Below are 22,113 nucleotides of genomic sequence, written 5' to 3'. Positions count from 1 at the left end.
ATCCCTTGGCCGGCGCGCATTATCGCGGCTAGCTGCAGTTCCACGGGATCGAGTGACGCTGATCACGGACTCAGCCTCGTGATGGCCGCCGCAGGGCCCACAGGCCGCGGAACTTCCACGCCCGAGCGGCGCCCAAATGCCTTGAAAGCGGGCATCGCCTGCCAAAAACTGGCGGTTCGGGTGAGCATTCGATCACGGGTGGACACATACCAGCCGGTATGCAAGGATCGAGGAAACGCTTGCAAATCGAACGAGATCATTCGGAGGCAGGCAGGCACCAACCGATCTTGCTTGTGCCGACCCTCCGAACCCCCACTCGGGGTTCGCGTCTTTATAACTGGCACCAGACCGTCAGCGCCGCCCGTGCGAAGCCACCGCGGCAGACCGCCGCAGTGCCACTGGCCGCAACACATAAACGTCCGCCGCAGCGCTATGCGCATTCACGGACGTCGCCGCCGACGTGCCCTTTTCGAGTACGACCGCGCGTCCGCCCGTCACGAGTGGGACCGGGCGCGGGACGGGGACGGGATGAGGAAAGGATCCGGGCATTCCATGGACATCGCGATCGTGGGCATGGCCTGCGCGTTTCCCGGTGCCTCCGACGCGGCCTCCTTCTGGGCCAACGTCGTCGCCGGCACCGACGCCGTGGTGGAGGTCGACCCCGGGCGGTGGGACGCGGACCGCTACTACTCGGCGGACGATCCCCGCCCGGGTGAGAAGAGCCCGTCCCGTTGGGGCGGCTTCCTGGCGCCCGTGCCGTTCGACCCGGTGGCCCACGGCGTACCGCCCGCCGCACTCGGGAGCATCGATCCCGCGCAACTGCTCGCCCTGGTCGTCGCCGAGCGGGCACTGGCCGACGCCGGTTACGCCGACCGCCCCTTCCCCCGGGCGCAGACCTCGGTGATCTTCGGGGCCGAGCCCGGCGCCGACCTCGCGACGGCGTACGGGATGCGGGCGCTGCTCCCGACGTACTTCGCCGAGCCGCCCGCCGCGCTCGACGCCCACCTGCCCCGCCTGACCGAGGACTCCTTCCCCGGCATCCTGGGCAACGTCATCGCGGGGCGCATCGCCAACCGGCTCGACCTGGGCGGGGTCAACTACACCGTCGACGCGGCCTGCGCGTCCTCGCTGGCGGCGGTCGACCTGGCCTGCAAGGAGCTGGCCGTCGGCACGAGCGACATGGTGCTGTGCGGCGCGGTGGACGTGCACAACGCGGTGCACGACTACCTGCTCTTCGGTTCGGTGCAGGCGCTGTCGCCCACCGGGCGGTGCCGCACCTTCGACGAGTCCGCCGACGGCATCGTGATCAGCGAGGGGGTCGCCTGTCTCGTGCTCAAGCGGCTGGCCGACGCGGAACGCGACGGCGACCGGATCCACGCGGTGATCGCCGGCGTGGGCGGCGCCAGCGACGGCCGCGGCATGGGCCTCACCGCCCCCCGGGCGCAGGGCCAGCGGCACGCGGTCGAGCGGGCCCTGCGGGCGGCGGGCGTCGCGCCCGGGGAGATCGGCCTGGTCGAGGCGCACGGCACCGGCACCGTCGTCGGTGACCGCACCGAGCTGTCCGCCCTGTCCGAGGTGTTCGCCGCCGACGGGGCCGGGCCGGCCACCTGCTCGCTGGGCTCGGTCAAGTCGCTGATCGGGCACACCAAGTGCGCCGCCGGCATGGCGGGCCTGATCAAGGCCGTCCGGGCGGTGCAGACCGGGGTCCGCCCGCCGACCGGGCACCTGACCCGGCCCAACTCCTACTGGGACGCCACGGCCAGCCCGTTCGCCTTCGACGGCGCGGCCCGGCCCTGGCTCACTCCCCCGGCCCGCCGCGCCGCCGGCGTCAGCGCCTTCGGCTTCGGCGGCACCAACTTCCACGCCGTAATCCGGGCCCACCCCAGCACCGCCGACCCCGACCAGGCGTGGGAACGCTGGCCGGCCGAGCTCTTCCTGCTCCGCGCGGCCGACGAGCAGTCGACCGGGGAGGCGGCGCAGGCCCTGTCCGCCCTGGCCGCCGACGCGCCGCCCGGGGACGGGGCGCTGCACGCCCTCGCGCTGGAGTGGTTCGGCCGCACCCGCGACGACGGCCGGCCGGTCCGGGCCGCCGTCGTGGCCGGCAGCCTCGACGAGCTGCGGGAGCGGTTGCGGCTGGCCGCCGTGGGCACCGCCGACCCCGGGGCCGGGGTCTACCTGGCCGACCCCGGCCCGGCGGAGCCGCCCGTCGTGGCGCTGGTCTTCCCCGGGCAGGGCAGCCAACGCCCCGGCATGCTGGCCGACCTCTTCGCGGCCTTCCCGGCCATGCGGACCGACCTGTACGACGACCCGGCGCTGGCCGCGGTGATGTTCCCGCCCACCTCGTTCGACGAGGCGACGGCGACGGCCCGGGCGGCCACGCTCGCCGACACGCGCCACGCCCAACCCGCCCTCGGGGTCGCCGAGCTGGCCCTGCTGGAGCTGCTCGGTTCCCTCGGGGTCCGGCCCGACCTGCTCGGCGGGCACAGCTACGGCGAACTCGTCGCCCTGCACGCCGCCGGCGCCCTGTCCCGCCCGGACCTGCTGCGGCTGACCGCCGCCCGGGCCGCCGCGATGCACGCGGCCGGCGGGCGGGGCGGCGCCATGGCGGCCGTCGCCGCGAGCGCCGACGAGGTCGCCGCCGCCCTCGCCGGGGCCGGCCTCGACGACGCCGTGGTGATCGCCAACCACAACGCCCCGGAGCAGGTGGTGATCGCCGGCCCCGAGGCGGCGGTGGCGACCGCGGTGACCGGGCTGCGCGCCCGGGGCCGGTCCGCCACCACGCTCGGCGTCTCCTGCGCCTTCCACAGCCCGGCGATGGCCGACGCCACCGAGGAGTTCGCCGCCGTCCTCGCCGACTGCCCGGTGCAGCCGCCACAGCGGCCGGTCTGGGCGAACGCCTCCGGGCAGCGCTACCCGGACGCACCGGACGAGATCCGCCGGATCCTCGCCGGGCAGCTCGCCGCCCCGGTGCGGTTCCTGACCCAGGTCGAGGACATGTACGCCGCCGGGGCCCGGGTCTTCGTCGAGGTGGGGCCCGGACGGGTGCTCAGCCGGATGATCGGCCGGATCCTCGGCGACCGGCCGCACCGGGCGGTCAGCTGCGACGTGCCGAACGAACCGGGGCTGCCCCGCCTGCTGCACGCCCTGGCGGAGCTGGCCGTCGCGGGGGTGCCGGTGGACCCGGCCCGCCTCTTCGCCGGCCCGCGGGCCACCTCGGCCCCCGCCCCCGCCGCCACCGGGTGGACGGTCGACGGGCACCTCGTGCGGGGCCCGGACGGCAAGCCGGTGCCGAACGGCCTACGCCCCGCCGACGAGGCGCCCCGGCTGGCGGCGGCGGACAGCGCCGGCAGCGGGGATCCGCGCGAGACGGCGGTGCTGGAGTTCCTGCGCAACAGCCGGGAGCTGGTTGACGCCCAGCGCGAGATCGTGCTCGGCTACCTGGACCGGGAGCCCCGGCCGCGGCGGTCCGCACCGGACCCGACGCCGGTCGCCGCGGCGGCGTCCACCGAGCCCGCCCGCGCCGAGGCGGCCGACGCCGGCCCGACCACCGTCCTCGGCCTCGCCGTCGACCTGTTGAGCGAGCGGACGGGCTATCCCGCGCAGATGCTCGCCCCCACCATCGACCTGGAAGCCGACCTCGGCATCGACTCGATCAAGCGGACGGAGCTGGCCGAGACGCTGCTGCGCCGGTTGGCGGTGCCGCGACCGGAGACGCGCGTGTCGACCCTCGTCGGCGCCCGTACGATCGCCGACCTGGTGGCGCTGCTTCCCCCGCTCGACCCGGCGGCGACCGGCCCGGCCACGACACCGGGCGACGTCCCGGGGCCGGCCGACACCCGGACGGCCGGCCGCGCCACGCACGACCCGGAGACGGCCGGACGGTCCACGCCGGACGCCGGGACGCCCATCGCGACCGTCCCGGGCCGGGCGCCGGACCGGTACGTCCCCGCCCTCCAGCCGCTGCCCGCGCCGTCCCGCGCCGCCGCCGACCTCTCCGGACGCGTCGCGGCGGTCGCCGGCGGCGCGCCCGACCTGGCGGACGCGCTGCGCCGCCGGTTGGCCCGCTCCGGGGTCTCCACGGCCGACGCCGCGACCCCGCCCGGTGAGCTCGACCTGGCGATCCTGCTGCCGGTGACGGACGCCGCCGGCGAGCCGGCCCTGCCGGCGGCCTACGACCGGCTCCGCGCGCTGCTCACCGCGGGGGTGCCGGACATCACCGTGGTCACCACGATGGGCGGTCACTTCGCGCCCGTCGACTCGGAGACCGCCCCGGCCGGGCAGCACGCCGCGCTGGCCGGGATCGGCTTCGCCGGGCTGGTCCGCACCGTGGCCCACGAGTATCCGCAGACCCGGGTCCGCCTGCTGGACGTGGACCCCCAGGGCGGCGCGGAGGCGGTCGCCGAGCGGATCGTCGGCGAGGTGGCCGGTGGGACGCCCCGGGGGGTGGTCGGCTTGCCCGACGGGTCCCGGGTGACCCGCCGCTACGTCCGGCAGGAGCTCCCCGCCGGGTCCGATGCGCTGGACCTGGACCCCGACTCGGTGGTGCTGGTCACCGGCGGCGGGCGGGGCATCACCGCCCGGACGGCGGTGGCGCTCGCCGAGCGGTACGGCTGCCACCTGGAGATCGTCGGGCGTACCGCCCCGCCGGAGTCCGCGGAGGACCCCGCCACGGCCGGCCTGACGGACCCGGTCGAGCTGCGCCGCGCCCTGCTGGCGGCCGGCACTGGCACGCCGGCCGAGGTGGAGCGCCGGTTGCGGGCCCTGCTCGCCGGGCGCGAGCTGCGTGCCGTCCTCGACCGGCTCGAGGCGCACGCCGCGTCCGTGCGGTACCACCGCTTCGACATCCGCGACGACGCCCGCCTGGCCGCCACCGTCGACGAGGTCTACCGCCGGCACGGCCGGATCGACGTCGTCGTGCACGGCGCCGGGACGCTCGACGACCGGCTCATCCGGGACAAGGACCAGGCCGCCTTCACCGCCGTCTACGACGCCAAGGTGCGCAGCGCCCGGGTCCTGCTGGACGCGCTGAAGCCGGACCTGCGCCTGCTGCTGTTCTTCTCCAGCGTCTCCGGGGCGTTCGGCAACCGGGGGCAGGCCGACTACGCGGCGGCGAACGACGCGCTGGACACCCTGGCGTTGGCCGCCGCCGACCGCTTCACCGGCCGCACCCTCGCCGTGGCGTGGGGTCCGTGGGCCGCCGCCGGCGGTGGCATGGTCTCGGCCGAGCTGGAACGGGAGTACGCGCGCCGCGGCATCGCGGTGATCGACCCGGAGGCTGGCGTCGAGGCGCTGATGCGCGAGATCGCCGAGGGCCCGCGGGACGCGCACCAGGTGCTGTACGTGGCCGGCGACCCGGCCCCGTTCCAGCCCGCCGGGTTCGATGACTGAGCCGCCCCGGTCGCCGTACCCCCGCCAGGCGGGACCGGCCGTCCTGCGCCTGGCGGCGTCCTCCCCGACGGAACTCGCGGACCGGCTCCGGGCGGTGGCCCGGGGCGCGCGCCGCCCGACGGAGCCGGACGACCCCGGCCTGCCGTGCCGGCTGGCCCTGCTGACCCCGACCCCGGACCGGCTCGCCCTCGCCCAGGAACTCGTCCTGCGGGAACGGTCGTGGGCCGGTCCGGCCGACCTCTGGTACACCACCGATCCGGTGCTGCGGCCGGGCCGCCCCGGCCGGGTGGCGTTCCTCTTCCCGGGCCTGTCCGCACACGACCGGCCACCGCTGGACGACGTGGCCGGGGCGTTCGGCCTGCCCGGCTACCAGCCGGACCGCACCGGGACGGTGGGCGGCCGGACGTGGGACCTCCTGCACACCGGGCGCCTGCTGGACGGCGCGCTGCGGCGGATGGGCATCCGGCCCGATCTCGTCGCCGGGCACAGCGCCGGCGAGTGGAGCGCCCTGTTCTCCGCCGGCAGGTGGGCGGCGGAGGCGTTCGACGACTTCGCCCGGCGGATGGGGCCGGACGCCTACCAGCTGCCCGACGTGGCGTTCGCGGTGGTGGGCTGTCCGGTGGTCGAGGCGAGACGGCTCATCGACGGGGTGGCCGACGTGGTCATCTCCCACGACAACAGTCCCCGGCAGACGGTGCTCTGCGGCACCGACGCGGCGATCCACACCGCGTTCGCCCGGATCGCCGATCCCTCGGTGCCCCGGACGGTGCTGCCGTTCCGGTCCGGCTTCCACAGCCCGATGCTGGCGCCCTACCTCGACCCGGTGGCCGCCATCCTCCGGGCCGTCCCGCTGCGGGCTGCGACGGTGCCGGTCTGGTCGGCGACCACGGTGGACCGCTACCCGGACGACGAGTCGGCGCTGGCTCGGCTCCTGGTCCGCCACCTGGTCTCGCCGGTCCGCTTCCGGGAACTGGTGCAGCGCCTCCACGACGAGGGCACCCGGGTCTTCGTGCAGGTCGGCCACGGCAGCCTCGCCGCCTTCGTCCGCGACACGTTGCACGGCCAGCGGCACGTCGTCGTGAGCGCCTCGGAGGGGCGCCCCGACGGGCTGGCGGCGCTGGCCCGGCTCGCCGCGGCGCTGTGGGTGCAGGGCCTGCGACCGGACTTCGCCGTGCTGCCCGGCGCCGACGACGCCGCCCACCCCGCCGGCCCACCGGCACCGGGCGCGGCCGACGACCCGGTGCTCGCGGCGTTCCAGGCCGTCCTCGACGAGGTCGCCCACGCCAGCCGCGAGGTGCTCGGCGGCTGGCAGCGCCGGCACCGGGATGACAGGGTGAGTCCATGACGGAACGAGAGCTTCCCGCGCTGACCCGCGCCGAGCAGGAGCTGGTGGACCGCTACCTGCGCATCGTCGACCTGGTCGCCCGTCTCAATCCGGCCCGGGACAGCGGCCACTTCGACGTGCGGGGATGCGTGCTGGCCGCGCAGGCGCTGATGGCGGAGGCCAAGGCGATCGGCGTGACGGCGGAGACCATGCTCGAACGCGGCGAGGACGAACTGCACGTCGCCACGCTGGCCCGGGCGATGCGCGCCCTGGACGGCGAACGGCGCATCGCCCGGCTGCGGCTGCCCCCGAACTGAACGTCGCACACCCAGGGAGGGCAGGTTGCACGGTAGTGGGCAGCGGCTGGCCGTGGTCACCGGCGCGGCCAGCGGGATCGGCGCGGCCGTGGCACGGCGGCTGGTGGACGACGGGTGGCGCGTGATCGGCTGGGACCGTCGCCCGTGCGACGCGGACGGAGTGACCGGGCGGCAGGTCGACGTACGCGACTACGACCAGGTGGCCGCGGCGGCGGCCGAGGTCGAGCGGGCCGACCTGCTGGTCAACAGCGCCGGCATCGGCGGGCGCGGGTTCGCCAGCGAACTGGCGCCGGCGGCGTGGGAGCGGGTCATCGGGGTCAACCTGACGGGGACGTACTACTGCTGCCGGGCGATGTTCCCGGCGTTGCGGCGGGCCGGCGGGCTGGTCGTCAACATCGCCTCCGTGGCGGCGCACCTGGCGATGGTGGAGGGAGCGGCTTACTGCTCCTCGAAGGCCGGTGTCGCCATGCTGACCGAGGTGCTCGGGGTGGAGTGGGCCGCGCAGAACATCCGGGTCATCGCGGTCAGCCCGGGCTACGTCCGGACGCCGCTGGTGATGGACGGCATCCACCGGAACCTTCTCGACGAGGAGACCATCGTGCGGGGCACCCCGCAGCGTCGGCTGGCGGAGCCGGCCGAGGTGGCGGAGCTGATCCGGGCACTGGCCGCGGACGAGCTGCGCTACCTGACCGCCACCACCGTGCGCTTCGACGGCGGGTGGACCGCGAGCGGGGGCTACCAGCCGCACCTCGCGGGGAGCCTGCTACCCGCGCTGGACGACCCGCCGCCCACCCCGGACAGGGCCGGCGTGACAGCGCGGGACTGACCAGAGCGGGGCCGACGGGCCGGTGGCGCCGTCGACCCCGGACAGGTCAGCTCAGCTGGCCGCCATCGCCGCCGCGCTCTTCTTCCGGCTGCGCAGGATGGTGTCGACCAGCCCGTAGGCCACCGCGTCGTCGGCCGTGAGGATCTTGTTCCGCTCGATGTCGCGGGAGACCTCCTCCTGGGGGCGGCCGGAGTACTGGGCCAGCATCTCCTCCATCTGGGTGCGCATCCGCATGATCTCCCGGGCCTGGATCTCCAGGTCGGTGCCCTGACCCTGGACGCCCTCGATGGCGGGCTGGTGGATCAGGATCCGCGAGTGCGGAAGCGCCATCCGCTTACCCGGGGTGCCCGCCGCCAGCAGGATCGCGGCGGAGGACGCCGCCTGCCCCAGACAGACGGTCTGCACGTCCGGACGGACGTAGCGCATGGTGTCGTTGATCGCCGTCATGGCGGTGAACGATCCGCCGGGCGAGTTGATGTACATGGTGATGTCCCGCTCGGGATCCGTCGCCTCCAACGTGATGAGCTGCGCCATCACGTCGTTGGCCGCGGCGTCGTCGACCGGTGTGCCGAGGAAGATGATCCGGTCCTCGAACATCTTGCTGTACGGGTTGGTCTCCTTCATGCCGTACGACGTCCGCTCAGCGAACGACGGCAGGACGTACCGTCCGTCCACGGACAGATTCGGCTTCCGGATCATGTTCGCCCTCTCTCCCTCGGAAATTGCTCCCCCGGCAAATTCACCCGTCGACCGGGCGACGCAGCGGAGATGATCCTCTGTCGACCCTATCCGCTTCCCGAGCGGAATGCCGCTCCCAAACAGGGGTGTTTACGCGAGCAGCAGAAGGGCTCCACTGCGGACGGTCGGCGCTGCCGGCTGCGCCGCACCCACAACGGTTCGGGCGGCGACCGGGAGCGCCGGCGCGTCCGGGCCCCGGGGACGTCGGTCGCCGACGACGAGGGACGGCCACACAATTCGTCCGTGCAGTTCGGCGCACTTCCCTGACATGGGAATTCCGTGAGAGCACGTCGGTGAGTTACCCCGCCGCTGATCGACGATGGTCAAATGCAGAAGGCCGTCACCCGGGAGCAGCGGCTGCGCTGGCGGACCGTCCCCGGGGGGGGGTGCGGCACCCGGCACGCGGGCGCCGATCGCCGACGGGACCGTCCGTCCCGAGCGGCGCACGCTGGCTGCCCCAACAGCCACGCAGAGCCGCGCCCGGGGTCTCGCGCTGCTCGCCGCTACGCCCACTCCCCTGCGAAGAGCGGCTCGACCGGACGATCCCGTCGTCCGATCCGCAGGTCCCCGAAGATCGTGCTCCGCGCCGCCCGCTCGACCTCCGCGTCCAGGTCGATCCGCAGCTCCTCGGAGGCGTCGTGGGCCGCGCCGACGAGGACGAGTTCGGTCCCGGGATGGTCGAGGAAGTCCGGCGGGTCGAGCGGGGCGAAACGACGGCCGTGGAACTTCCCCTGCAGCTGAGCGGGCAGTTTGACCTTCTGGTCCCCGCGCAGTCCGACCCTGGGCGGGGAGGGTGCTTGCGGGTTCTTCACCGTGATGATGTAGCTCGCCTCCGGCTCGATGCTCAGCTCGTGCTGCGGCGCTCCGGGGCGCAGCGGGAGTTCGAGTTCGTACGCCAGATGGGTGTGGTCGTCGTGCCGGGCGATCACGTACGCCCCCTCCGCCACCGGCCGGGCCGGCGGCTGCTCCCGTTCGCCGCGGGTCGCTGTCCGGTACGCGCGCGCCTGGAGGCTCTTGTGCAACTGCTCGGGCCGGTCCACCACCTCGTCGACGAACGCCCAGAAGCGGTCGTGCCGGTCGATACCGGGCAGGCGCTTACGCCCAACCACGAGCAGCCGCAGGTGTCGTCCCCGCCACGGGTGCATCACGACCAGCAGCCGCTGCACCTCCTCCAGCGAGTCGACGTGCTCCTCCTCCACCCGGGGCCGGTAGAGGAAGTAGATGTCCCCGTCTTCAAGCACCTCCGCCATCCGTGCCGGGTACCCGCAACCACGGCCGGACAACGCCGGCCCCGCGCACAGGCCTCGCCACCGATCCTTCGCAGGAACAGGGGCGCGGAGACCCAGACCATCAGGCAGGCGAGTACGGAGCGGCAAGGCCATGCCGAGCCAGAGCAGTGATCCACCGGTTTGCGGCGCGTCGGCCAGGGTAGCCGCAGACAGCGAGTTGCCGCGACGAGGAGACGTGGATGCAACGCGGGTGGCCGGCGGCCAGCTCAGCCTGATCACGGGAGGCCTCTTCCATGGTCCAGAGGTTGCGCCCAGGCGTTTGGCGGATCTCCGAACATTCTCGCGTCTCCACCGCAGAGCTCTTCTTCGACGTGGTGTTCGTCTTCGCGTTCATTCAGGTCACCACGCTGATGACCGCCGACAAGGGTGGCCTCGGTGTCGTACACGGGCTGCTTGTCCTGGCCCTGCTCTGGTGGTTGTGGTCGCTCTTCGCCTGGCTGAGCAACCGGGTACGGGGAAACTTCGGCCTGGCCAGGCTCACCCTGCTGGCGACAACGCCGGTGTTGTTCGTGCTGGCGGCCATCACGCTGGACGCGTTCAAGGGTGTTCCCGACGGCGTGGCAGCCCCTGTCGGGTTCGTCGGCTGCTACGCCACAGTCCGGCTTCTGTACCTGGGGCTACGCTGGTACGCCACGCCGAGCCTGCGGGGCCACGAGATCGTGTCGCTCACCGTGCCGGCGCTCGCCGCCATCGGCCTACTGTTCAGCGCCGCGTTGCTGCCGCTGGGCGGGCTCGGCAGCACGACAACGCTGGCCGGCCAGATAGCCCTGTGGGTACTGGCCATCAGCATCGACTACGGCGCCGGGATGGCGCTACCCGTGCGTCGGCAGATCTTCTCCGCCCGGCACTGGACCGAGCGACACAACCTGATCATCATCCTGGCCTTGGGCGAGGTGCTGGTGTCGATCGGCGTCACCGGCAGCTACCTGCACGCCACAGCGAGCTTCCTCATCGCCTCGGCGCTCGCCGCCGTCATCGCCTGCTCCCTCGAATGGATCTACTTCGACCTCACCGCGCTCGTCGGACAGCACGCGCTGCGCACCGCCGACCCGATCCACCGGGTACGACTCGCCCGGGACGCCTACACCTACCTGCACCTACCCATGATCGCAGGGATCATCCTGCTCTCCCTCGGACTGAAACACACGCCCGGCCTCATCGAGACCGCCAACTCATACAACCGCGGCGATCCGCTCGACCGGACCGGCCGGTACGCGATGTACGGCGGCGTCGCCCTGTTCCTGCTCGCCCACGCCGCGTTCCACTGGCGGCTCGGTCACGGCATCCTCATCGTCATCTGGCCCCGACTCGCCGCCGCCGCAATCCTGCTGGCCCTACTGCCGGTCACCGCCTGGCTGCCCGCTCTGCAGGCCCTGGCCTGCCTTGCCGGGGTCTGCCTGGTGACGGCCGTCACCGAGTTCCTGATCAGTCGCCGGCACCGGTGGCGACTGCGCCAGACGCTCTTCGAGGAGGCGGAGGGCGAACCCACAGCCAGAGGCAACGGCGACTCGGGCGGAGGGGCCATCCCGTAGGAGCTGACGCGGGCCGCCACCGGAACGCATCGCTGACCATCGGTTGTGTGTTCGGTGCCTGATGTAGGGGCCACCAAAAGGAGTCAGGGCCGGTCTGAACGACCGGCCCTGAGGGTGTTACTGCTGGTGCGCCGCCAGGGACTCGAACCCCGAACCCGCGGATTAAGAGTCCGCTGCTCTGCCAGTTGAGCTAGCGGCGCTCGCTGGCAACGGGGAGAACATTAGCACGCCCTCCGAGCCGGGTTCCAATCCGATCCCCGGCTCCCCCCTTCGGTCGAGCTTAAGGGGCATCCATGGGCAAAACCACCAGGCGTACGACGACAGGGGCCTGAGGAACGGGGTCCATGCGGCACGATGTGCGCCAGGTACGCGAGAACAGAGGTGGGGATGGGCAGGTTCGCGCGGGCCGGGGCGATGGTGGGCGCCCTCGGTCTGATGGCGTCGCTGGCACTGACAGCCTGCGGCGACGAGCAGAAGAAGGCGGAGTTCGTGGGCGGCACCACGGCGGCCACGGCGAGCGCGGCGGCCGATCCCGCCACTCCGGCGGCGCCGAGCGGTCCGCCGCTGGCGCTGAGCCCGGCCAACGGGGCGAAGAACAAGCCGGTCAGCTCCGAGATCAGCGCGGAGCTGCCCGACGGCGGCAAGGTGTCCGGCGTCACGCTGACCGCGGCGGACGGCAAGCAGGTCGAGGGGCGGCTCCGCGCCGACGGCTCGTCCTGGGTGCCGTCGAAGCCGTTGAAGTACGGCACCCGCTACACGGCCACGGTCACCGCGACCGGCGCCGACGGCGGGACCAGCCAGGGCACCAGCACCTTCACGACGATGGCGAAGCCCAAGTCCATGATCAGCTCGGGCCTGTACCTCTTCGACGACAAGACGTACGGCGTGGCGATGCCGGTGGTCACCGAGTTCCACCCGGGCATCCCGAAGAAGGACCGGGCCGCCGTGCAGAAGCGCATGTTCGTGCACACCGACCCGCCGCAGCCGGGCGCCTGGCACTGGGTCGACAACGGCACCCAGGCCTACTACCGCGCGCCGGAGTACTGGAAGCCCGGCACCACCCTCACCGTCCGGATCGCGCTGGCCGGCATCCCGCTGAGCAACGGCCGCTACGGCAACGTCGACCGCACGGCCACCGCGAAGATCGGCCGGGCGTTCGAGATGAAGGTCGACAACGCCACCAAGAAGATGACGGTGTACGAGGACGGCCAGGTGGTCCGCACCCTGCCGGTGAGCCTCGGCAAGAAGAAGACGCCCTCCTCCAGCGGCACGATGGTGGTGATGGAGAAGAAGGAGTCCACCGTCTTCGACACCCGGGACGACCCGGATCCGGAGAACCGCTACGTCACGGAGATCGACTTCGCGCAGCGGCTCACCTGGGGCGGCGAGTACATCCACGCCGCGCCCTGGTCGGAGCACGTGCAGGGCCGACAGAACGTCTCGCACGGCTGCGTCAACGTCTCGACGGCGAACGCCCGGTGGCTGTTCGAGAAGACGAAGGTCGGCGACCCGATCACCATCAAGGGCACCGAGCGCAAGCTGGCCGCCGGCAACGGCTGGACGGCGTGGAGCGTGAGCTGGTCCGAGTTCGTCAAGGGCAGCGCCCTGCCGGTGCCCGAGGGCGGTGCGGGGCCGGCGTTCTGACGCACCTCCACCCGAAGATCCGGCGACCGGTCCGCACCCGCGGGCCGGTCGCCGCGTTCCGGGCCGGGTCGCACCGACTCCGGTCGTTCGTCACGACCCCGGACCGCGACATCGTCGACCGAGTCGCTGCCCCGGCCGGCCCGCCGCCCCGTCACCCCGGGAACGCGGGCCCACCTCGCAAAAGCCACCGATTCTATCAATATTCGGACAGGTTGCCCGACGTGTTTCGGTTCACCCTGAGGAACGGGTATCTGTCCGGGTGCGTCAGTGAGGGACGATGGGCAACCGGGGATCACGACTGTGAGGGAATCATGCGAGCTGTCCAGGACCAGCTGATCCGGCGTGGGGACGACCGGCGGGGCGGGCGACGCCGTGGGATCGCGGCGGCGGTGCTCGTCGCGACACTCGCCCTGACCGCCGCCTGCACCGACGGCGGCGGAGGCAAGCCGTCCGGCTGGCAGGACGGCGGCGGCCAGCCCGCCGCGCCGAAGGCCGCGGCCACGATCGTCGAGCCCAAGGCCGACGCGAAGGACGTGCCCGCCTCGACCGGCATCACCTTCACCACGAAGGACGCCCAGGAGACCAGCGTCGAGCTCAAGGACTCGGCCGGCGAGGCCGTCGAGGGCAAGCTCGCCGGGGACGGCACGAGCTGGCTGCCCGCCGGCGCGCTCAAGTACGGCGAGACGTACACCGCCACCGTGACCGCGACCGGCGACGACGGCCGGCCCGCCACGGCGACCAGCACCTTCACCACCATGGCGAAGCCCGGCAAGCAGGTCCGGATCACCAGCTTCCTCGGCGACAACCAGGTGGTCGGCGTCGGCATGCCCCTGATCGTCAAGTTCGGCCGGGCCATCCCGGAGGACTACCGCGACGACGTCCAGCGCCGGATGACGGTCACCTCCACGCCGGCCCAGGAGGGCATCTGGCACTGGGTCAGCCCGACGGAGATCCGCTACCGCCCGAAGGAGTTCTGGCAGGCCGGCAGCACCGTCTCCTACCGGATCCAGGCGGGTGGCCTGCCGCTCGGCGGCGGCTGGTACGGCCGGGCGGACCTCACGGTCGACATCAAGATCGGCGCTGCGGTGATCATGACCGTGGACAACAAGACCAAGCGGATGACCGTCACGAAGAACGGGTCTGTGATCAAGACCATCCCGGTCAGCCTCGGCAAGAAGAGCACCCCCTCGTCGAGCGGCACCATGGTGGTGATCGAGAAGCTGCGCAAGACGGTCTTCGACACCTTCGAGGAGCTGGGCCCCGAGGAGGGCTACCGCACGAAGATCGACTACGCCCAGCGGCTGACCTGGGGTGGCGAGTTCATCCACGCCGCGCCCTGGTCGGAGGGGCAGCAGGGCAGCGTGAACGTCTCGCACGGCTGCGTGAACGTCTCGATGGCCAACGGCGCCTGGCTGTTCGCCAACACCCGGATCGGCGACCCCATCACCGTCAAGGGCACCGAGCGCAAACTGCAGAACGGCAACGGCTGGACCGACTGGAACATGAGCTGGGAGGAGTACGTCAAGGGCAGCGCCCTGCCGTACGAGCCGGCCGGGGCCGACCCGGACGCCAGCGGCGAGCCCGCGCCCAGCCCGACCGCCTGAGCACCGGAAACGCCGAAGGCCCCCTCCGCGAGGAGGGGGCCTTCGGCAACCGGGTGACTGATGGGAATTGAACCCACGACAACCGGGACCACAACCCGGTGCTCTGCCAACTGAGCTACAGCCACCATGCCTTCCGCACCCGGTCGATCGCCCCGGGCGGGGTGCGGACCAATAATAGCCCCACCCCCGCCCGCCACGTCCAGCGGGTTCTCCCGCCCGGTTCAGAGTTGGGCGGCGATCGCCTTGGCGGTCTCCACGTCGGGGCCGGGCAGCGGCACGAAGACGGTCCGCCGGTAGTACTCCAGCTCCCGGATGCTCTCCCGGATGTCGGCCAGCGCCCGGTGCGCGAGCCCCTTCTGCGGCTGGCCGAAGTACACCCGCGGGTACCAGCGGCGGCACAGCTCCTTGATCGAGGAGACGTCGATCATCCGGTAGTGCAGGTGCGCGTCGAGGCGCGGCATGTCCCGGGCGATGAAGCCCCGGTCGGTGGCGATCGAGTTGCCGCACAGCGGCGCGGTGCGCGGGTCCTTGACGTGGCTGGCGATGTAGTCGAGGACCATGTCCTCCGCCTCGGCCAGGGTCACCGTCGAGCGCCGGACCTCCTCGGTCAGCCCCGACTTGCCGTGCATCGTGCGGACGATCTCCGGCATCGCCTCCAGCGCCGCCTCGTCGGCGTGGATCACCACGTCGACACCCTCCCCGAGCACGTTGAGATCGGGATCGGTGACGAGCGCGGCGACCTCGATCAGCTTGTCCCTGCCGAGGTCCAACCCGGTCATCTCACAGTCGATCCAGACGAGAAGATCAGCCACCGGCCCAGACTACGCGCAGCCCCGCCGGCCGCGCGCCCGCGCACCGTGGCGCGACCCGACCGCTAGGGTTTCCCCGTGCCAGCCGAACCCGCCGCACCGCCCGCCGTCACCGACGACGACCCCGGCGGCCGTACGGTCCGTCGGCTCGCCGCCGTGCTGGCGCTGGCCGCCGTGCTGCCGGCGCTCTACCTGCCCGGGCTGGTACACGACTTCTTCGACCTGAAGATCTACATGCGGGCGATGGACTGGTGGGCGGCCGGCAACCCGCTCTACGACTACGTCCAGCCCGACCGGGTGCAGGGCGAGCTCTACTTCACCTACCCGCCGTTCAGCGCGCTGCTGCTGCGTCCGTTCGCGTTGCTGCCGCTGGGCGCCACCGTGACGATCTTCACTATCCTGACCGCGTTCGCGGTGGTGGTCACCACCCGCTGGCTGTCGGCGCCGGTGATCGCCCGGCACGGCCTGCCCCGTGTGTTCACCCTCACGGTGGCGGTCCTGCTCGTGCTGGCCGTGGAGAGCACCCGGGAGACGATCACCTTCGGTCAGATCAACATGCTGTTGGTCGTGCTGATCCTGGCCGACCTGCTCTTCGCCGTACCCCGGGCGGCTCGTTGGGCCGGCGTGGGCGTCGGGCTGGCGACGGCGCTCAAGCTCTTCCCGGGCATCTTCATCGTCTACCTGCTGGCCACCCGGCGGTGGCGGGCGGCGGCGGTGGCCAGCGCGACGGCCGCCGCCGCGACCCTGCTCGCCGCGGCGGTCGCGCCGCGTGACTCGTGGCGGTTCTGGACCCACGAGCTGTGGGCGACCGACCGGGTCGGCCGCACCGACTACACCGGCAACCAGTCGCTGTTCGGGTTGCTCAGCCGCATCACCGCCCCGGAGAAGCCGGACCGGCTGCTGTGGCTGCTGCTGGTCGCGGTCGTCGCCGGGTACGGGCTGTGGCGGGCGGCGCGGGCCGCCCGGGCCGGGAACCCGCTCACCGGGCTCGCCCTCACCGGGCTGGTCGGCGCGCTGGTCAGCCCCATCACCTGGACCCACCACATCTACTGGTTCATCCCCGCGGTGGTGGTGCTGGCGGACGCCGCGCTGAGCGCCGACCCCGGCACCGGCGAGGGCCTCCGCCGCCGGAATGGGCTGGCCGCGCTCGCCGTCGGCACGACCGCCCTGATCGTGTACGGCGTGGTGACCTTCTACGACTGGGGCGTCGCCCCGGTGCGCACCGACTCGCCGGGCGAGTTCCTGGTGCGCAACACGTACGTGCTGCTGAGCCTGCTGCTGCTGGTGGCGCTGCCGGTCGGGCGCCGGGCCGGGAAGTCGCACCAAATGGACAGTCTTCCCGAGTAGCCCCTTCACCGCTAATCTGGTCACAACTACCTCAGGTGTCTCTCGGGTAGCACCGATCCCCCGGTGAAGGCGGCCCTCCGCGTCGGCAGCGCGGAGGGCCGCTCGCCGTCCGGGCCGCCCGGGCGCGGTCAGCGCGCGGCGTCCGGGGAATCCGGGGTGGCTGCGGAATCCGGGGTGGCCGCGGAATCCGGGGTGGCCGCAGAGTCCGGGGTGACCGGGAAATCTGGAATGGCCGGGAAGTCCGGACCGGGTCGGCCCTCCGTCGGGGCCGGTGCGGCCGTCGCCTCGGCAACGGCCGGCGGCCATGCCAGGCTGAGGGTCACCTCGGGCGGGCGGACCGCCGGGTCGCCGCCGGCGAGGTCGGCGAGCGTCGCGGGGCGGCGCGCGGGCACCGGCCCGATGGCGGCCCGGGACCGCGCGGGACCGGCGCCGACCGAGGCGAGCTGACGCCCGCCGACCCGGGACCGGTCGCTGTCCCGGGTCGGCTGGGCACCCAGCCCGCTGAGCGAGGTCACGCCGAGCCGCCCGGCCAGCACCGGCACCTGGTCCGGTTCGACCACGAAGACCACCTCACGCGGGCGTACCGGGCGCAACAGGAGCAGCACGGCGAGCACCACCGCCAGCACCCCGCCGGCGAGCAGGCCCGCGGTGGCCGAGGCGGTCCAGCCGGCCCGCAGCCCGGCGCGCAGTTCCAGGGTCAGGTCGGCACGCCCGTCGGGACGCATCACCACCAGGCTCAGCCGCCGGTCGGCCAGCTCCTGCGGGGACCACTCCAGCGCGCCGATCCCCTCGCGTACCCAGAAGGGCTGACCGATCGGCGTGACGGCCGGCGGGGCGCCGGCGGCTGGTGTGGAGCCGGTGGGCGGCGTGGTGCCGGCGGACGGCGCGGCGGGTTCCAGCCGGACCGGCAGCGGGCCCCGGGCCAGGGCCACCCGGCGGACCTCGGCGTGCGGCACCGGGTCGAGCCAGCGCCGCACCTCGTCGGCGGGGGCCAGCCCGACGAAGGCCGGGCCGTCGGCCGTGCGGGCGTCCAGCCGGAGCCGGGCCTGCCCGACCCGGGCGAACGGCGCCTCCGCGCGCAGCAGCCCGTCGAGGTCCCGGACGACCACCGCGTGCCCGGGGGTGTGCACGGTCTCGAACCGGGCGCTGAAGGCGCCTGCCGGGTCGGCGTGCCGGGTGAGCATCCCCAGCACCCCGCCGGCGAGCAGCGCCGGAATCCCGATGGTCAGCAGCAGCACTCCGCCGAGCGCCCGCACGAACCGCATTCGCCTCGTCCCCCTCCGTAGCCGGATACCCGGCCGACCTTACCGACGAGGACCGACTGATCAGCGGATATCCGCGGCACCGGCCCGGAAAGCCGCCGGCCCGCCGGCTAGGCCGACGGGCCGGTGGAGGGTGCGAGCGGGGCTCACGCCTTCGGCGCGGGCTCCCGCCGGCTCCGCGCGAAGGCGAGACCGCCGAGCAGCAGGCCCCCTGCCCCGGCGACCAGGCCGGCGATGCCGAGCCCGGTGGCCAGGCCGACGCCCTCGGCGTCGTCATCGTCGTCGTCGGCCTGCGCCGGGGCGGCGCCGCCGGTGGGGGCGGCCGACGGCGAGGCCGCGGTGAGGGTGAGCACCGGGGCCGGGCTCTCCGGCTCCTCCCCGCCGGGGGTCGGCGCCTCGATCCAGCGCTGCACGTTGCCGTCGGAGTAGGTCTGCAGCGTCTTGAAGACCATCGTGTCGACCTGCGGCAGCGGCCCCATCGAGACCGGGAACTCCTGGAACTCGCCGGGCTTGACCCCCGCGTTTCCGGTCGCCGTCCAGGTGAGCTTGGCGACGACCTCGGTGAGCTGGCTGCCGTGCACCTCGACCGGCGGGTCGACCTTGCGCTTCTCCACCGCCACCGTCCAGCCGGGCACCGGCATGGTCGACACGGAGCCCACCGGCGCGTTCTCCGGCAGCACCACCTCCACCTTGGTCGTGGAGGCGGTGTCGCTCTCGTTCGGCACCCGGAAGGCGAACCGGCCGTAGCCGCCCTGGGTCGCCTCCTGCGGGTTGACCGTGACGTGGGCGGAGGCGGGCGCCGCGAAGCCGAGGACGGCGGTGGCGACGGCGCCGAGCGCCAGGGCGGCTGCGGTACGCCGGTGACGGATCATCTGGGAGCCTTCCTGTTACCTGATCGGCACGGTGGCGGTCACCGTGGCCTGGTCGATGTCGGACGTGCGGACGGTCACGCGCAACTGCCACTCCCCCGCCGCCGGCAGGTCGATCTCGCCGGTGGCGTGGTTGTCGGTCAGCGGCAGCAGCGGGACCTCGATCGGTTCGATCCCGGCCGACGGCAGGGCCGCCGTGGCGCGCCACTGCACCACCGGCTGCGGCCGGTTGTCCTTCGTGTACGCGTAGAAGTGCACGGTGTTGTTGCCCCGCTCGGCCGGGTCCAGTTCCACCTGGAGGGAGTAGATCGGGCTGGACAGCGTCGTGGAGAAGTAACCGGGGGAACCGCCGGTCACGTCGGAGCCGGCGGTGCGGGCCGGGGTGGTCTGCACCAGGACGGCGGTCAGGCCGAGCACCACCGCGGTGATCGCCAACTCCGCCCAGACCGCCCGCCGCACCGGCGCCGGCCGGCCCGCCGCCGTGGGCCGGCGCACCAACTGCCGGGAATACGCGGCCACCGCGATGACCAGCGCGAACAGCCCGATCTTGCCGAGCAGCAGCCGCCCGTAGGTGGTGTCGACCAACGCGCCCGGCGTGGCGACCTCGATCAGCGCCTGGACGGTGCCGGCGAGCAGCAGCGCCGAGACGGCCAGCGCCGCCCAGCGCGACCAGATCGGCAGGATCGCGCCCAGTTCCCGCTCGTCGGCCCGGCGCAGCAGGAAGCCGGCGAGCATCACCAGCCCGCCCAGCCAGACGGCCATGCTGCCCAGGTGGACCGCGTCGACGACGACGGAGACCGCCGGGACGGGCGAGGCCGCCGGGTGCCCGGCCAGCGGCCAGGTCAGCAGGGCCGTCACCCCGAGGATGCCCAGGATCACCAGGTCGGCGCGGCCGACCGGCCCGGCCAGCAGCGGCCGGAGCAGGAACGCCGCCGCGGCCAGCAGGCCCAGCCGCACCAGGTGCGCCGCGCCGAAGGTGCTGCCCAGCACCGCGCTGAGCCCCTCGCCGGTCACGTCGAACACGCCCCCGCCAGCGGTGTAGGGCACCTGGAGCAGGAGGTTCGCCACGGTGGAGAGCACCACCAGGCCGAGCCCGGCCCAGGCCAGCCGCGCCGGGCCCTGCCGGGGCAGCCGCCGGGGCCACAGCGCGGCGAGGACCATCGCCGGGCCGACGAGCAGCAGCAGGCCGGCGTAGCCGACGTACTTGGCGACCTTGACCGCGTTGCCGACCACCGGGTCGGCCCGGCTGTCGTCCCCGGTGTCGGCCGGGGGCGTGGAGGGCGCGCCGACGGAGTAGGTGAACGCGCCGGAGACCGGATGGCTGTCGGCGGAGATCACCCGGTAGCTGACCAGGTAGGTGCCGCGCCCCCCGGCCGGGTCGACCGGGATCGTGACCACGCTGCCGGAGAAGCTCGGCTCGCCCCGGTCGGCGCGGGAGCCGTCCGGCGCGATGACCCGGATCTTGCCCGGCACCTTGCGGACGGACTCGCTGAAGGTCAGCACCACCTCGGCCGGCCCGTTCGGCACCACCGCCGAGGCGACCGGGCTGCTGCTCACCAGCACCGCGTGGGCGCTGGCGGGGCCGGCGGGGGCGATCAACAGGGCGACGACGGCGATCAGCAGGCCGGCGGCGGCGGTCAGCCGGGCGAACCGGCGGCGGTTGGCGACACTCATGCCGGTCATGCTCGCGGACCCGACCCGCCGGGCGCGAGTCCGATCGCGCGGCACTGCCCGAAGCCCACCGGCCCGCGCGACTCCCTGTTCGGGCGTGCGTGCCCGGGGCGGAGCGTGGTCAGCCATGCCGGGCCCGGAGTGACGTCGACACCGGGCTGCCGGACTCGCCGCTGACCCGGCCCAGCGCCCACAGCAGCGCCGCCTGCACCACGGCGGCCAGGTGGCCGACCTCGTGCACGAGGGCGGTGGTGGAGTTGGCGATGTCGACGGCGCTGGTGCCGGCCAGGCACACCGCCAGCACCAGCGCCACCGGCACGAACGCGCGGGCCCGCTCCGGCCGCCACGCGGCCAGCGCGAAGCCGACCGCCAGCGCCACGTCGAAGGAGGCCATCTCGCGGCTGGTGTGCGGGTCGACGGTCACGCCCAGCCCGGCCAGCAGCACCGGCAGCGCGATCGACAACTGGGCGACGGCGGCGACCGCGACGGCGACCCGCAGCACCTGGCGGCGGGCCCGGCGGGTCGCCTCCGGCGCGCGCCGGGCCACGACCGGGTCGGCGGCGACCGCCGCGAGCACCGAGGCCGTCAGGTCGGGCACCGCCACCGCCCGCACCCGGGCCAGCCGGGTCACCTGCTCGGCCCGGGCCAGCCAGGCACGGCAGCCGGGGCAACGCGCCGTGTGCGCGTCCAGCACCGCCGACGCCGCCTGCGGGTCCTCGCCGTCCAGCCGCGCCGACAGCGCCGTGCGTACGTCGTCGCATGTCATGAGCGGGTAGTCGTCCGGCGAGCCGGGAAAGTTCCCGGCGTGGCGCAGGCCATGGAAGGGCCGAAGGACCCTGCCCCCTCCTGCCGTGCCGCGTAACCTGGGTTGTCGTGATCCCCGCCCCGCGCGACACCTCCGCCGTCGGTCCCACCGACGCCGCCGCCGTGCGCGAGTCGGCGACGGGGTGGGCGCTGGCCGCCCGCGACGGGGATCCCGTCGCCCAGGCCGCCTTCGTCCGGCTCACCCAGGCCGAGGTGTGGCGCTTCGCCGCCGCGCTGGTCGACCCGGACAGCGCCGACGACCTGACGCAGGAGACCTACCTGCGGGCGTTCCGGGGGCTGCCGGCCTTCGAGGGGCGGTCCAGCGCGCGGACCTGGCTGCTCGGCATCGCCCGGCGGGCCTGCGCCGACCACCTGCGCACGGTCGTGCGTCGCCGGCGGCTCAACGAGCGGCTCGCGGCCGACGCGGGAGCCGACCGGGCGCACCCCGACCCCGCCGGCCAGCTCGGCGCCGCCGACCTGGTCCGCCGGCTCTCCGCCGAGCGGCGCGGGGCATTCGTGCTCACCCAGCTGCTCGGCCTGTCGTACGCCGAGGCCGCCGCCGTGGAGGGGGTGCCGGTGGGCACCATCCGCTCCCGGGTGGCCCGGGCCCGCAACGACCTCGTCGAGGCGGTCGGCGACGCCCTCGCCGGATGAGCGGGAACGTGGCCGGGAACTTCCACGACGGACGC

The 22,113-nt window shown here is 73.8% G+C and carries 16 protein-coding genes and 2 tRNA genes; 9 read left to right on the top strand and 9 right to left on the bottom strand.

Features of this window, described 5'->3' with window-relative positions; all coding sequences use genetic code 11:
* The first annotated feature begins 552 nt into the window (after window positions 1-552).
* The 4 genes from ACGF5G_RS05395 to ACGF5G_RS05380 are packed head-to-tail and all read left to right on the top strand — an operon-like array spanning window position 553 to window position 7,855.
* Window positions 553-5,388 (top strand): SDR family NAD(P)-dependent oxidoreductase, encoded by a 4,836-nt coding sequence (locus tag ACGF5G_RS05395; protein WP_393259147.1) that lies wholly within the window; start codon window positions 553-555, stop codon window positions 5,386-5,388.
* Entirely contained in the window at window positions 5,381-6,733 is a 1,353-nt protein-coding gene (locus tag ACGF5G_RS05390; protein WP_393259145.1) for an acyltransferase domain-containing protein, read from the top strand. Before ACGF5G_RS05395 ends, ACGF5G_RS05390 begins: the two co-directional genes overlap by 8 nt.
* Window positions 6,730-7,029 (top strand): hypothetical protein, encoded by a 300-nt coding sequence (locus ACGF5G_RS05385; RefSeq protein ID WP_350702778.1) that lies wholly within the window; start codon window positions 6,730-6,732, stop codon window positions 7,027-7,029. The genes ACGF5G_RS05390 and ACGF5G_RS05385 overlap by 4 nt, the downstream gene beginning before the upstream one ends.
* A gap of 25 nt (window positions 7,030-7,054) precedes the next feature.
* Window positions 7,055-7,855 (top strand): SDR family NAD(P)-dependent oxidoreductase, encoded by an 801-nt coding sequence (locus tag ACGF5G_RS05380; protein WP_393259143.1) that lies wholly within the window; start codon window positions 7,055-7,057, stop codon window positions 7,853-7,855.
* Window positions 7,856-7,906: 51 nt separating this feature from the next.
* Here ACGF5G_RS05380 and ACGF5G_RS05375 read toward each other — a convergent pair whose 3' ends face one another.
* Window positions 7,907-8,554, bottom strand: coding sequence for an ATP-dependent Clp protease proteolytic subunit (locus ACGF5G_RS05375; RefSeq protein ID WP_393259141.1), 648 nt, complete (start codon window positions 8,552-8,554; stop codon window positions 7,907-7,909).
* Window positions 8,555-9,096: 542 nt separating this feature from the next.
* Entirely contained in the window at window positions 9,097-9,843 is a 747-nt protein-coding gene (locus ACGF5G_RS05370; RefSeq protein ID WP_393259140.1) for a hypothetical protein, read from the bottom strand.
* Between the two features lie 284 nt (window positions 9,844-10,127).
* Between ACGF5G_RS05370 and ACGF5G_RS05365 the strand changes: the two genes are divergently transcribed.
* Complete coding sequence (locus ACGF5G_RS05365) at window positions 10,128-11,414, top strand: low temperature requirement protein A (protein WP_393259138.1); 1,287 nt, start codon at window positions 10,128-10,130, stop codon at window positions 11,412-11,414.
* Window positions 11,415-11,538: 124 nt separating this feature from the next.
* On the opposite strand, the gene ACGF5G_RS05360 is transcribed toward ACGF5G_RS05365, so the two are convergent.
* Window positions 11,539-11,614, bottom strand: a tRNA-Lys gene (locus ACGF5G_RS05360).
* Window positions 11,615-11,801: 187 nt separating this feature from the next.
* Between ACGF5G_RS05360 and ACGF5G_RS05355 the strand changes: the two genes are divergently transcribed.
* Both ACGF5G_RS05355 and ACGF5G_RS05350 read left to right on the top strand, forming a co-directional pair.
* On the top strand, window positions 11,802-13,058 hold the full coding sequence (locus tag ACGF5G_RS05355) for an Ig-like domain-containing protein (RefSeq protein ID WP_393259136.1): 1,257 nt from the start codon (window positions 11,802-11,804) through the stop codon (window positions 13,056-13,058).
* Window positions 13,059-13,369: 311 nt separating this feature from the next.
* Window positions 13,370-14,662: an Ig-like domain-containing protein gene (locus tag ACGF5G_RS05350; protein WP_393259134.1), complete on the top strand. Its 1,293-nt coding sequence runs from the start codon at window positions 13,370-13,372 to the stop codon at window positions 14,660-14,662.
* Window positions 14,663-14,714: 52 nt separating this feature from the next.
* Here ACGF5G_RS05350 and ACGF5G_RS05345 read toward each other — a convergent pair.
* Window positions 14,715-14,787 (bottom strand) — tRNA-His (locus ACGF5G_RS05345).
* Between the two features lie 96 nt (window positions 14,788-14,883).
* Complete coding sequence (gene orn / locus ACGF5G_RS05340) at window positions 14,884-15,474, bottom strand: oligoribonuclease (RefSeq protein ID WP_393259133.1); 591 nt, start codon at window positions 15,472-15,474, stop codon at window positions 14,884-14,886.
* A gap of 75 nt (window positions 15,475-15,549) precedes the next feature.
* Between orn and ACGF5G_RS05335 the strand changes: the two genes are divergently transcribed.
* Window positions 15,550-16,818, top strand: a complete 1,269-nt coding sequence (locus tag ACGF5G_RS05335) for a glycosyltransferase 87 family protein (RefSeq protein ID WP_393259132.1) — start codon at window positions 15,550-15,552, stop codon at window positions 16,816-16,818.
* 128 nt (window positions 16,819-16,946) lie between these two features.
* On the opposite strand, the gene ACGF5G_RS05330 is transcribed toward ACGF5G_RS05335, so the two are convergent.
* The 4 genes from ACGF5G_RS05330 to ACGF5G_RS05315 all read right to left on the bottom strand — a co-directional run bounded on the left by ACGF5G_RS05330 (window position 16,947) and on the right by ACGF5G_RS05315 (window position 21,386).
* Window positions 16,947-18,083 carry a hypothetical protein gene (locus ACGF5G_RS05330; protein ID WP_393259131.1) on the bottom strand — a complete coding sequence of 379 codons (1,137 nt, stop codon included), beginning with the start codon at window positions 18,081-18,083 and terminating at the stop codon, window positions 16,947-16,949.
* Between the two features lie 143 nt (window positions 18,084-18,226).
* On the bottom strand, window positions 18,227-18,952 hold the full coding sequence (locus tag ACGF5G_RS05325) for a YcnI family protein (protein WP_393259130.1): 726 nt from the start codon (window positions 18,950-18,952) through the stop codon (window positions 18,227-18,229).
* A 15-nt stretch (window positions 18,953-18,967) separates the two neighbouring features.
* Window positions 18,968-20,632 carry a copper resistance CopC/CopD family protein gene (locus ACGF5G_RS05320; RefSeq protein WP_393259129.1) on the bottom strand — a complete coding sequence of 555 codons (1,665 nt, stop codon included), beginning with the start codon at window positions 20,630-20,632 and terminating at the stop codon, window positions 18,968-18,970.
* Between the two features lie 109 nt (window positions 20,633-20,741).
* Window positions 20,742-21,386: a zf-HC2 domain-containing protein gene (locus ACGF5G_RS05315; protein ID WP_393259127.1), complete on the bottom strand. Its 645-nt coding sequence runs from the start codon at window positions 21,384-21,386 to the stop codon at window positions 20,742-20,744.
* Window positions 21,387-21,493: 107 nt separating this feature from the next.
* Between ACGF5G_RS05315 and ACGF5G_RS05310 the strand changes: the two genes are divergently transcribed.
* Window positions 21,494-22,078 (top strand): sigma-70 family RNA polymerase sigma factor, encoded by a 585-nt coding sequence (locus ACGF5G_RS05310; RefSeq protein WP_393259125.1) that lies wholly within the window; start codon window positions 21,494-21,496, stop codon window positions 22,076-22,078.
* Window positions 22,079-22,113 lie beyond the last annotated feature (35 nt).

Origin of the sequence: Micromonospora sp. NPDC047730 (assembly GCF_043204765.1) — a bacterium.
Taxonomy (GTDB): Bacteria; Actinomycetota; Actinomycetes; order Mycobacteriales; family Micromonosporaceae; genus Micromonospora.
This window is presented reverse-complemented; position numbering and strand designations above follow the sequence as displayed.